At 68.0% G+C, this 11276-nt stretch carries 10 protein-coding genes; 5 read left to right on the top strand and 5 right to left on the bottom strand.

Annotated elements, in window-relative coordinates; genetic code table 11:
- From VGT00_12020 to VGT00_12005, 4 genes are all read left to right on the top strand, one after another.
- Complete coding sequence (locus tag VGT00_12020) at positions 1-162, top strand: SDR family oxidoreductase (GenBank protein HEV8532137.1); 162 nt, start codon at positions 1-3, stop codon at positions 160-162.
- 9 nt (positions 163-171) lie between these two features.
- On the top strand, positions 172-1341 hold the full coding sequence (locus tag VGT00_12015) for an acyl-CoA dehydrogenase family protein (GenBank protein HEV8532136.1): 1170 nt from the start codon (positions 172-174) through the stop codon (positions 1339-1341).
- Between the two features lie 622 nt (positions 1342-1963).
- Complete coding sequence (ltrA, locus tag VGT00_12010; GenBank protein HEV8532135.1) at positions 1964-3286, top strand: group II intron reverse transcriptase/maturase; 1323 nt, start codon at positions 1964-1966, stop codon at positions 3284-3286.
- A 476-nt stretch (positions 3287-3762) separates the two neighbouring features.
- On the top strand, positions 3763-4947 hold the full coding sequence (locus tag VGT00_12005) for an acyl-CoA dehydrogenase family protein (GenBank protein HEV8532134.1): 1185 nt from the start codon (positions 3763-3765) through the stop codon (positions 4945-4947).
- A gap of 21 nt (positions 4948-4968) precedes the next feature.
- On the opposite strand, the gene VGT00_12000 is transcribed toward VGT00_12005, so the two are convergent.
- Positions 4969-5334 (bottom strand): cupin domain-containing protein, encoded by a 366-nt coding sequence (locus VGT00_12000; GenBank protein ID HEV8532133.1) that lies wholly within the window; start codon positions 5332-5334, stop codon positions 4969-4971.
- A gap of 207 nt (positions 5335-5541) precedes the next feature.
- Positions 5542-6276: an aspartate/glutamate racemase family protein gene (locus VGT00_11995; GenBank protein HEV8532132.1), complete on the bottom strand. Its 735-nt coding sequence runs from the start codon at positions 6274-6276 to the stop codon at positions 5542-5544.
- Between the two features lie 102 nt (positions 6277-6378).
- Here VGT00_11995 and VGT00_11990 point away from each other — a divergent pair, with 102 nt between their 5' ends.
- Positions 6379-7926, top strand: coding sequence for an ABC transporter substrate-binding protein (locus VGT00_11990; GenBank protein ID HEV8532131.1), 1548 nt, complete (start codon positions 6379-6381; stop codon positions 7924-7926).
- A gap of 132 nt (positions 7927-8058) precedes the next feature.
- On the opposite strand, the gene VGT00_11985 is transcribed toward VGT00_11990, so the two are convergent.
- The 3 genes from VGT00_11985 to VGT00_11975 all read right to left on the bottom strand — a co-directional run.
- Positions 8059-8520, bottom strand: coding sequence for an NUDIX domain-containing protein (locus tag VGT00_11985; GenBank protein HEV8532130.1), 462 nt, complete (start codon positions 8518-8520; stop codon positions 8059-8061).
- A gap of 55 nt (positions 8521-8575) precedes the next feature.
- Positions 8576-9760, bottom strand: coding sequence for a PAS domain S-box protein (locus VGT00_11980; protein HEV8532129.1), 1185 nt, complete (start codon positions 9758-9760; stop codon positions 8576-8578).
- Positions 9761-10214: 454 nt separating this feature from the next.
- Positions 10215-11276, bottom strand: a 1062-nt coding sequence (locus VGT00_11975; GenBank protein HEV8532128.1) for a hypothetical protein, incomplete at its 5' end; no start/stop codon positions are given.

Here is an 11276-nt window from a genome sequence, read left to right as displayed (position 1 = left end):
ATGATCGCCCAGGCCTCGCGCGACCTGCCCCTCCAGCGGCTCGGCCGTCCCGAAGAGATCGCCTGGGCGGTGATCTTCGTGGCCTCTGACCAGGCGAACTTCATGACCGGGGAGACCGTGTACGTGAGCGGCGGTCCCCGGGTCGCCAACCGCGAGGACTGACAGGGACCCATGGCCCCCAACGAAACGCAATCGCCGCTCGACGCCGCGCGAAAGCTGGCTCCGATGGTTCGATCCTGCGCGGATGAGACCGAGGCCGAGCGGGAGCTGCCGCGGCCGCTCTTCGAGGCGCTGGCCGATGCGGGATTCTTTCATCTCGCCGTGCCGCGCAGCCTGGGGGGCGGGGAGCTCGACCTGCCGACGTACATCCAGGTGATCGAGGAGCTGGGGAAAGCCGACGCGAGCACCGCGTGGGCCATCAATCAAGGCGCGATCTTCGCGACCTATGCGGCGCGGATGCCGCCGGCGGCCGCCCGCGCCATCTGGATCGAGACGCCGCGCGCCGTGGTCGCGAATACGCCGGGCGCGACGGCCAAGGCCGTGGTCGTCCCGGGCGGCTACCGAGTGACGGGACGCCAGGGCTTCAGCACGGGCTGCCGTCACGCGGCCTGGCAGGCCTCGCATGCCCAGGTCTTCGAGAACGGTCAGCTCAGGCTCCTGCCAGACGGTCTGCCCGAGACGCGCTATCTCTTCGTGCCGGTCGCCGAGGCCGAGCGATTGGACACGTGGCAGGTCCGCGGCATGCGAGGCACGGGCACGCACCACTTCGCGGTGCACGACGTCTTCGTGCCCGAGGCGCGCACGGTGCTGTCGACGGCGGCGCGATTACTAGAGCCTGGCCCGCTCTACCAGATTCCGCGCACCCTGGCCTTCGCCTCGGGCGACGCCGCGGTGGCCCTCGGCGTGGCGCGCTCCTCGCTCGACGCTTTCGTCGAGCTGGCCGGGGCCAAGACCCCGCGATCCGTCACCGGGCTCCTGCGCGATCAGGCCCTGGTCCAGTCGGACATCGGCCACGCCGAGGCCTATGTTCGCACGGGGCGCGCCTTCCTGACGGAGACGGTCCGCGAGATCTGGGCACATCTGACGGCGACGGGCACGATCACCCTGGACCAGCGCGCGACCCTGCGCCTCGCCACCACTCACGCCATTCGCCTGGCCGTCCAGGTCGTGGATACCGTCTACAACGCCGCCGGCGCCACCGCGGTCTACGAGAGCCATCTCATCCAGCGCCACTTCCAGGACATCCACGTCATCAGTCAGCATATCCAGTCACGCCTCGCCAACTACGAGCTGGTCGGCCGCCACTGGCTCGGCCTCGCTGTCGACGAGACCCGTCTGTAAGGCAGGTCGCTGAAAAGGGCCCATCTGCTTCATTGGCTCGGTCGGCGCGGGCCCTCAACGTACAGAGAGTACGCCTCGGGCCGCGCCTCCCTCGCCGCCTCGCATCTGGACCCTTTTGAGGTGTGCCGTGAAAGGCGCTGTGTTCTTGCCGGTGAAAGTCCGGCCTGGGGAGTTGTCGGTGCACCCCAGTAGCTACCGAGGCGGCGAGAAGAGCAATCGACTCGCTGAAGCCCTCGGGACATCGGCCCACCATGGGTGGGTCTGCGAGTCGACGGGCCGCAACGCGAGTGAAGCCCGAGCAGGCCTCGAAAGAAAATCGTGAGCGCCGACCTGCCCTCAAAACAGGGAAGGCCGCCGGATCGCACCGGAGTAACCGACCGATGATGGGGCGATCGCTCACCGGGGTAGTGGGCGTGGCACGTCGACACAGAGCACGGGGCAACACGGGAAGCCCAGCGCGGCGAGGGGTCGCGGCTCTCACGTCCGCATTTCGGTGGAAGCCGCGCGGGGTGTCGGAGGGGCGCACGGTACCGCATGGACTGGCCGGACAACAGAACCGGTCGGGAGGGAAGGCGCCCTGGTTCGGGGTGCGCGTCGACGAGTCAAGGGGCGGGAGATTGGCGTGAGCCTGGCAACTCCACCGAAGCTCCGGCGACTCCAAGAGGCGCTCTACACCAAGGCCAAGCAGGACCCGGCCTATCGCTTCTACCTGCTGTACGACAAGGTGTATCGGGTGGACATCCTGGCGCACGCTTATGCGCTCAGCCAGCAGCACGGCGGGGCGCCGGGCGTGGACGGGGTGACATTCGAGGACATCGAGGCCGCGGGGCGGGAGCAATGGCTGGCCGCAGTGCAGGAGGCGCTGCGCACGGAGACGTACCGCCCCCAACCGGTGCGGCGGGTGCTGATTCCGAAGCCTGGTGGCGGCGAGCGGCCGCTCGGGATTCCGACGATACGGGACCGGGTGGTGCAGACCGCGGCCATGCTGATCTTGCAACCGATCTTCGAGGCGGACCTGGAACCGACAGCCTATGGCTATCGACCGGGCCGCGGGGCGCTGGAGGCGGTCCAGGAGGTGCACCGGGCGTTGGGTGCCGGGCACACGGAGGTGGTGGACGCGGACGTGTCGCAGTACTTCGACACGATTCCGCACGCGGCGTTGCTGAAGTCGCTGGCGCGGCGGATCAGCGATGGACAGCTGCTCCGGTTGCTCAAGCGGTGGCTCAAGGCGCCAGTGGCGGAGGCGGCGAGCGGTGGAGGGTGGCGGTACAGCGGGGGCAAGCGGGCGACGCGGGGCACGCCGCAAGGCGGGGTGATCTCGCCGCTGCTCGCGAACCTCTACATGAACCGCTATCTGAAAGTCTTCCGACTGCGGGGGCTCGACCGGCGCTACGGGGCACGGCTCGTCAACTACGCGGACGACTTCGTGGTCCTGTGTCGCTACGGGGCGGCGGAGGTGCTCGCGCAGAGTCGCCGGTGGTTCGCACAGATGGGGCTGACGCTCAACGAGCAGAAGACCCGGGTGTGCGAGGGGCGGCGCGAGTCGTTCAGTTTTCTGGGCTACACCTTTGGGCCAATGCGGTCGCGGAAGAATGGCCATCGGTACGTGGGGGCCGCGCCGGCCAAGACGGCGGTCCAGCGGGTCAAGGGGCGCATCCGACAGATCCTCCGTCCGGGCAACCAGGAGCCGTGGGGTGAGGTGAAGGGTGACCTCAACCGCATATTACGCGGGTGGGCGAACTACTTCAGCTATGGCACACGGGCTCAGGCCTACCGAGCGGTCGATCGCTATGTCACGGAGCGTGTGAGGCGTTTTCTGCGGCGGAGGCACAAAGTCCCGTCGCGAGGGACGAGGCGCTACCCCGCAGCGCGGATCTTCGGGGAGCTGGGCGTGTACCAGCTACAGCGTCTTCACGTGGCTCGACCTGCATATGCCCGGGTGTGAAACCCGTCCGAGAGCCGGATGCGGGAAAACCGCACGTCCGGTTCGATGAGGAGGGGCGAGAAACGCGTGATGGTCCATTCGGCGAACGGACACCGGACCCGAAAGGGCGGAAACGGTGGGGCGCCGCCGGACCTGAACACGACCGCGCTCGGCCCTCACTCTACCGACCTGCAAAGTGTTCGACCTCACTGAATGCTCATCTGGTGGTTTTGGCTCCTTCATGGATCCCTCTCCCCCATCGGGGGAGAGGGCTGCGGTTCGAGCTGAGACGCTCGCTTCGAGCGACGAGGCGAGTGCTGAGTGGGTGAGGGGGCGACCGCCCCGCGTCAAGAGTGCCCCTCACCCTACCCTCTCCCCAAAGGGGAGAGGGATGTGAAGAAGCAAGACGCCTCCCGCGGATGGGCCTCTTTCAGCTAGAAAGGTAGCAACGCTTGCGCTTGACTGGCCGGCAAGCTCAATGCTGTGATCAGCGGACTATGACCACGCCGGCCGGCCCGAGCTACGCGCGTGAGGACGTGCTCGCCGCCGTCAAGGCGCTGGCGCCCCGGCTGCGCGCCGCCTCCGACGAGGTGGAGAGCGAGCGCTCGCTGAGCGAGCCGCTCGTGCAGGCCATGGCCGATGCCGGCCTCTATCGCCTGCTCCTGCCGCGCTCCCTCGGCGGCGGCGAGATGGATCCGCTGGCGTACTTCGACGTGATCGAGGCGCTCGCGCAGGCCGACAGTGCCGCGGCCTGGAGCGTGCTCATCTCCACCAGCACCATGGCGATCACCGCGCGCGGCCTTCCCGACGAGCTTCTTGCCGCGATGTTCGTGTCGCCGCGGCAGACCATCATGGCCGGCTCGGGACCGCCGAAGGGACGCGCCCTGCCCGTGCCGGGCGGCTATCGGCTGACCGGGCGCTGGACTCAGGGCAGCAATATCCTCATCGCCGGCTGGATCCACGTCGGCTGCCATCTCTACGACGGCGAGCGGCCGCGTCTCGGGCCCGACGGGCGGCCGATCTATCTGCGCTGCGTGCTGCCCGCTTCGGACGCCAAGGCCGTCGACACCTGGCGCACCACCGGCATGCGAGGGACGGGCAGCCACGACTTCACCATCACGGATGTCTTCATCCCCGAGGAGCGCGTCCACAGCGCTTCCGAAGAGTCGCACCGCCCGCAGCCGCTCTACCAGTTCGTGGGCTGGACCCACGTCGCTCACGCCGCGCTCGGCCTCGGGATCGGTCGGGTGGCGATCGATGAGTTCATCGGGCTCGCGGGCGGGAAAGAAGCGACCTGGCTTCCCGCCGAGGGTCGGCTGGCGACGCGCACGACCATCCAGGCCAAGGTCGCCCGGGCCGAGGCTCTCGTCGGCTCAGGGCGCGCGTATGTGCGCGAGGCGACGCGCGATCTGTGGGAGACCGTGTCTCGCGGCGAGCGGCCGTCGCCCGGGCAGCGCGCCGTCTATCGGCTGTCGATCGCGCAGGCCATGGCCAATGCCTCGGAGGCCGTGGATCTCATGTACAGCGCGGGAGGGGCCACCGCGATCTACGCGACGAGCCGTCTCGATCGTTGCCTTCGGGATGCCCACACGGCAGCCGCTCACGTGTGGGTCGCGCCGGACAACTACGAGCTGGCGGGTCGACTCCTGCTCGGGCTGGATCCGGGGTCGACGACGATCTGAGCGCTGGAGATAGGCACAGGGTCAGATCCAGACATCGTTCTCGGCCGTCCGCTCCCCACCCTCGTGCCCCGTATTGAGCACCCCCCGCGGTTCAATGAGCAGGAGCTTGACCTCGTTTTCCGCGTAGGGCTTGTGCTCGACGCCTTTGGGAACGACGAACATCTCGCCGGTCGCAACGCGGACGGCGCCGTCGCGGAAATCGATCCGCAGATCGCCGTCGAGGACGATGAACGTCTCATCGGTATCCTTGTGGTCATGCCAGATGAAATCGCCCTGTAGCTTCACGATCTTGAATTGATAGTCGTTCATTTCAGCGATGACCTTCGGCGTCCATTGCTCGTCGAAAAGTTCGAGCTTCTGCCTGAAGTTGATCGATTTATAGGTCATCTGACCCTCCGACCGGTTGAAGTGCCCCCTCACCCTGTCCTCTCCCCCAGGGGGGGAGAGGGATCAGAAGGAAGAGCGCCTGAGACGAGGCTGTTCTCCGCCTTCTCATCCCTATCCCCCATTGGGGAAGAGGGCCACCGTTCGAGCTGAGCGGCGAAGCCGCGAGGCGAGGGCTGAGTAAATCAGGGGCTCCTTGTCAGCAGCGCCTCAGAGTTCCCGCAGCAGGCGGCCGAACCCGGAAATGGCTCCGCGGACGCCCGCCCGCCGCAGCGCCTGCCAGAGACACGCCTGATTGCTGCTGATCACCGGCTTGCCGAGATCGCGCTCGAGCATCTCGAGCACGGCCACCGTGGGCATGCCCGTCCCGCTCAGGAGGACGGCGTCGGCGTCGCGCGTGTCGGCCTGACGTGCGAGAAGATATGCGCGCTCCTCGTTCTCGGCATAGATGTCCCGCACGTCGGCGAGCCGGTGATAGCCGGCGATCTCGAAGCCGGCGGCAGCCCAGTAGGCCTTGCCCTGCTCGCTGATGGCCTCCGGGTACGGCGTGCCGAGAGCGAGCCGCTTGATACCGAGATGCTGGAGGGCGGCCAGCACCGCATGGGCGGCCAGGAGCGCGGGCGCTCCGCTCAGCGACGAGATGCGATCGGCCAGGGGCTGGTCATTGCCGAAGCCCAAGGCATAACTCGACGCCGTGTGGGCCAGCACGACCACGCGAGGGCGGACCTCGCCGAGGGCCCGGGCCGGACCCTCCAGTCCCTCGCGATACGCGCGCGTGCGCTCTTCCATTCCGGCCGCGCCGCCCGCCGGGCCGCTCGAAGGCGGCGCCTCCATTCGCGCGAAGTGCACGCTGACCCCGGTGGGCGCCATGCCGCAGAGCTCGGGCTCCACCGTGGGATTGCCGGGCGGGAGCAACACGCCGATTCGCGCGCGCCAGCCAAACATCACCGAGCTTGCATTTGCGGGAGCGGACGCGGTAAGAAGGCTCGCGCAAGGGTCATCGGTCGAACCGTCCTGTCCAAGGAAGGCCACGGGAGGAAGACGGAAATGCCTGGCAAATCGAGGCCGGCTCTGGCATGGGTGATCGTGCTCTCCCTCCTGCTCGCCGGCGGCCTTCCCGACCCCGCGGCCGCGCAGACCAAGCCAGAAGGGGAGATGCGCTGGGCCTTGTACGTCACCTTGGCTCCCGTCTGGTTTGATCCTGCCGAGGTGGTGGGCGTCCTCACTCCGTTCTGGGTCCTGTATGCCATGCACGATGCTCTTGTCAAGCCGATGCCGGGCAACCACTTGACGCCGAGCCTCGCGGAGGGCTGGACGGTCAGCGCGGACCAGCGCGTCTACGATTTCAAGCTCCGGGAAGGGCTGAAGTTCCACAACGGCGACCTGTTCACCGCCGAGGACGTGAAGTTCAGCTTCCATCGCGCCAAGGGAGCCAAGATCCTCCAGGACAAGGTCAAGGAGGTCGAGATCGCCGGCCCCTATCGAGTGCGCTTCCACCTGCACGAGCCCTTCCCGGACTTCATGACCTATTACGGGACGTTTGCCACGGGGGCGGGCTGGATCGTGCCGAAGAAATATGTCGAGCAGGTGGGCCTCGATGGCTTCAAGAAGAATCCAGTGGGGCTCGGGCCGTACAAGTTCGTGAGCCATACGCCCGGTGTCGAGCTGGTCATGGAGGCCTACGAGGGCTACTGGCGCAAGATGCCGTCGGTCAAGCGGCTGGTCTACAAGAGCGTGCTGGAGTCGACCACGCGCCTGGCCATGCTGAAGAGGGGAGAAGTCGATCTCGCGTACTTGCTGGATGCGCCGCAGGCCATGGAGGTGAAGCGCGATCCCACCCTCAAGCTGGCGTTCTCGGGTGGTATCGGGACGTACTATCTGGATTTCTTCGATCAGTGGGACCCGAAGTCTCCCTGGCATGACCGGCGCGTGCGGCTGGCCGCCAGCTACGCCCTGGATCGCAAATCGCTCAGCGAGGCGGAGACGGTCGGCGCCTCCCGGCCCACGGGCAACGTGATCCCCCGAAAGTTCGAATTCGCGCTTCCCACCGAGCCGCCTCTCTATGACCCCGCCAAGGCCAAGCAGCTGCTGGCCGAGGCGGGCTACCCCAACGGCTTCGATGCGGGCGAGCTCTATCCCTGGCCCCCGTATTTCTCGATGGGCGAATCGGTCGGGCAGTATCTCGGAGCGGTGGGGATCAAGGTGCGGCTGCGCACGATGGAGCGCGCAGCCTTCTACACGGCGCTGGCGAGCAAGAAGCTGCACGGGCTGTGCGTGTGCATCAATGCCATCTACGGCAATGCCGCCTCACGGTTGTCGGAGACGGTGCCGGCGAGCGGCGCCTTCACCTATGGCGGCTATCCCGACATCGAGGCACTCTACCAGCAGCAGAGCCGGGAGACGGATCGGCGCAAGCGCGAGGCGCAGCTTCACCAGATCCAGCGCCTCCTCAACGAGCGCGTGCGCTTCGCGCCCATCATGGACTATATCTGGCCGAGCGCGGTGGGACCGCGGGTGGCCGACCCCGCCCTCATGCTCATCGACCCCTATCCCTGGTCGGCGCCCCTCGAAGAGGTCCGCCTCAAGAAGAACTGACGCGGAGCCGGCCGGAGGCTTAGGGGTCGACAAACCCCAACACCCCTCTCCCCCATCGGGGGGGAGGGCCGCAGTTCGAGCCGAGGCGCTTCGAGCGTCGAGGCGAGGGCTGAGTGAATGAGGGGGCGAATCTCAGCGTCCTACCAGTTCCGCCAGCTCGTCGAGAAGGGTGGCTTGGCCGCGGTTGATTCTCCGCTTGGCCTCCTCGAGGTCGAACCAGGCGGCGCGATCGACTTCGGGAAACTCCTGCGCCCGCCCGGAGCGGGGCGGCCACTCCAGCGAAAAGGTGTTGCTCTTCAAGGCTCGCGGGTCGAAATCGCCCTCGACGCCCCACGCGTGGACGGTCTTGCCGCCCGGCTGCTTGATCGGTGTCAAGGGCGTGAAAGGGCCGGGGACGTCGAGGCCGGTCTCTTCGCGGAATTCGCGCCTCGCGGTGGCGAGCGCATCTTCACCGTCGGCAAACTCCCCCTTGGGGATGGACCAGGCGCCCAGATCTTTTTTCTGCCAGAACGGCCCGCCGGGATGAACGAGCAGGACCAGTAGCCTCCCCGCCGGGCGCCGATAGAGCAGCAAGCCCGCGCTTTGCTTGACCACGCCCCCTCCGCCCTTCTTGGGCGGTCTCGAGCCAGGCACCACGGAGCCCCGGCGCTTATCTGGATTTCGGCGGGGGCGGGGAGGCTCCCGGAGAGTCCTCGGCGTCGCTGGCTTTTCTGAGATCGAAGAGTCGGGGGAGGGATCGGCTTTCCCCTTCCAGGTACTGCACGCGGGCGATCCGCTGCATCCGCGCCACCATCTGTTGAATGCGCGCGACGGCCACCAGCGATTGCTCGATCCACTTGCGCTCGGTGGAATCCTCGGGCAGGCGCGGGCCCACCATCTCAAGGCGGCCCTTGATCACGAGGAGCGGGTTGTTGATCTCGTGGGCCGTGGTGGTGGCCAGGGTGGTGATCGTGCGCAGCTCTTCGGCCTCGCGCTGCGCCGCTTCCGCCTTCTTGCGGTCCGTGATGTCTCGCACCACCCCGAGGGCGCCCATGATCTGACCGTTCGGATCCGACATGAGCGAGATGGAAGCGCTCGTCTCGACCCAGCGGCCGTCCTTGGCGCGAAAGCCCAGCTCGCGATTGCGGATCTTGCCGTCGGCGCGGAGCTGGGTCATCACGGCCTGCGCCTCGTCGATTCCCCCGCGGTAGTACTCGGCCACGCGGTGGCCCAGGATCTCGTGGGCGCGGTAGCCGAACATGTCCTGGGCGCCCGAGCTGAAGTACGTGAAGCGCCCGTGAATGTCCGTGGTGATGATGGCGTCGGCGGAGTTCTCGGTCATCGCCTCGAGGAAATCCTTGGTGTCCTTGGCTTCCTTGTAGAGCCGCGCGTGCTCCACCGCGATGGCGGCATGGCGGCCAAACGCGGTGAGGAGCACCACCTGGTCGGCCTCGAAATCATGACGGTGCCGGGTGAGCAAGGCGAGCACGCTCAGCAGCCGGCCGCGCACGAGGAGCGGGATACCAATGAAGGAGACGTAGCCTTGCTGGCGCATCCAGTCGCGGTTGATGGTGCCGGGGTCGTCGGCGACGTCCTCGACGATGAGGACCTCGCCCGTGGCCGCCACCCGCCCCGTGAGCCCTTCGCCCACGGCGAGGGCGCCCTTGAATCCTGATTGCGGGGCTCCATGTGGGCCGTGCTCGGCGCGCAGGACGAGCCGTTCTCCTTCCATGACCCAGATGCGGGCGGACGAATCGGGAAGGAGCTCCGTGGCCGCATGGGCCACGCGGTCGAGGACTTCGGACAGCTCGAGCGATTCGGTTACCGCGTGGGCCAGGGTGGCCAGCGTCTCCATGGGCTACTCTCCTGTTCCGCAGAAACAACGTGTGAGCGGTCCGGAATCATGGCGCCCTCTGGTGGGGGCGCCGTGGAGGTCGTCAAGCACCTCGCGGACATTTCGGGTCGGACATGACACGAGGAAGGCTGCCGACGACGGCAACAGCCCTGGCGAAGATTGTAACAATGCGGATTCGTTACGCAGTGCCGAATAAATCATGTTGGGCATCCTGCTACCGCGGACCATTCGCGCGACAACGCCACCCTGGTCTATTCAGCCCTCGCCTCAGGACTGCGCCCTTCAGCTCGAACTGCGGCCCTCTCCCTCTCCGAGAGAGAGGGATTCACTTTGATCCCTCGCCCCCGAAGGGGGAGAGGGTAGGGTGAGGGGGAGGCCAGGATGCGGTACGCGCGCCGTGAATAGCTCGTGGCGACGCGTCCCGCCGGCCCCAGACGAAGACAAGAGCGGCAAGCTAGGCTTTGGCGGTGCTGGGCTCGGAGGCCCTAGCCCCGTGTCCCTCCGCGGCTGCGGGTATGCCGTCGCGGTACGACACCCACTGACCCAGCATGGCGGGCACGCGCGCGCCCGGCGTAATGATCCCCGTGAGGTTGAGCGGGTCGCAGGCGGAGAGCCGGATGGCCTGGCCGCTCGGCGCCTCGCGCCGGACGGCGCGCAGCGCCTCGAGCGCCTCGGGCGCGGCGAACTGCTCGCCCACGAAGGCGCCCACCATGCGTCCGCCCCGCAGCTCCCCGCGCATCTCGAGCCGGCGGTACACGCGCAGGAGATCGCGCCAGGCCGGGGCCCCGGGCTCGCGCTGCAGGATCTCGCGGAAGACGATGCCGTAGCGTCGCACGTACTGGCGGGCGCGCGCCTCCAGCACATCGTCGGCCGGCAAGGAGGGCGGCGCCTCGAGCAGCGCCCAGCGTCCCGTGCCGATGGGTGCGCGCGACGAGCGCGCTCGCCCGGCCCGCGGGCGTCTCCGCTTCTCGGAGTGCATGAGGCTGCGGAGGCCGGCAAAGCCGTCGCCGGTGACGAGCCCGGCTGAGACCAGCTCGCAGAGAGCTTCCTCCACCTCGATGCGTAGCCGGCGCACCCGCGCGGCGATCTCGTCGGTGAACGACGCGCCCCCCGCCCGCAGCTGCGAGAGCACGTCGCGCGCGGGCGCCGACAGCCCCGCCTCGTCTTCGCCCTGGCGCGGCTCGAGCAGCCAGCCGAGGTTCTGGCGGCGGAGGAGCGTGATGGGCACCGTCCCCGAGAGCCGGCGTCCCGCATGGCGTGTGCTCTCGTGACGCTCGAGACGGCCCCAGGCGACCTCACCCGACAGGCAGAGCTCGTCGAGCCAGGTCGCCTCGTAGCGCCCCACGCGCGCCGGCAGCACTTCCCGCTCCCAGCCCGCCGCGGCCAGCTCGAAGCCCTCGAGCTGCTCGATGACGCGCGCGAGCCCTTCGCGGCCGTGGAGCTGCAGCCCCGGCTTGACGTGCTGCCACGCGAAGAGGAAGCGCATGAGGTCGGCCGCGCTCACCGGCTCGATCTC

The organism is Candidatus Methylomirabilota bacterium (assembly GCA_036002485.1).
In the GTDB taxonomy this organism is placed as follows: domain Bacteria; phylum Methylomirabilota; class Methylomirabilia; order Rokubacteriales; family CSP1-6; genus AR37.
Note: the sequence above shows the minus strand (reverse complement) of the source record. Positions and strands in the feature narration are given on the sequence as shown.

Excerpts from the sequence above, each read along its gene's own strand:
- VGT00_12020 (HEV8532137.1), top strand. The coding sequence starts at position 1 with ATGATCGCCCAGGCCTCGCGCGACCTGCCCCTCCAGCGGCTCGGCCGT.
- VGT00_12015 (HEV8532136.1), top strand. The coding sequence starts at position 172 with ATGGCCCCCAACGAAACGCAATCGCCGCTCGACGCCGCGCGAAAGCTG.
- VGT00_12005 (HEV8532134.1), top strand. The coding sequence starts at position 3,763 with ATGACCACGCCGGCCGGCCCGAGCTACGCGCGTGAGGACGTGCTCGCC.
- VGT00_12000 (HEV8532133.1), bottom strand. The coding sequence starts at position 5,334 with ATGACCTATAAATCGATCAACTTCAGGCAGAAGCTCGAACTTTTCGAC.
- VGT00_11995 (HEV8532132.1), bottom strand. The coding sequence starts at position 6,276 with ATGTTTGGCTGGCGCGCGCGAATCGGCGTGTTGCTCCCGCCCGGCAAT.
- VGT00_11990 (HEV8532131.1), top strand. The coding sequence starts at position 6,379 with ATGCCTGGCAAATCGAGGCCGGCTCTGGCATGGGTGATCGTGCTCTCC.
- VGT00_11980 (HEV8532129.1), bottom strand. The coding sequence starts at position 9,760 with ATGGAGACGCTGGCCACCCTGGCCCACGCGGTAACCGAATCGCTCGAG.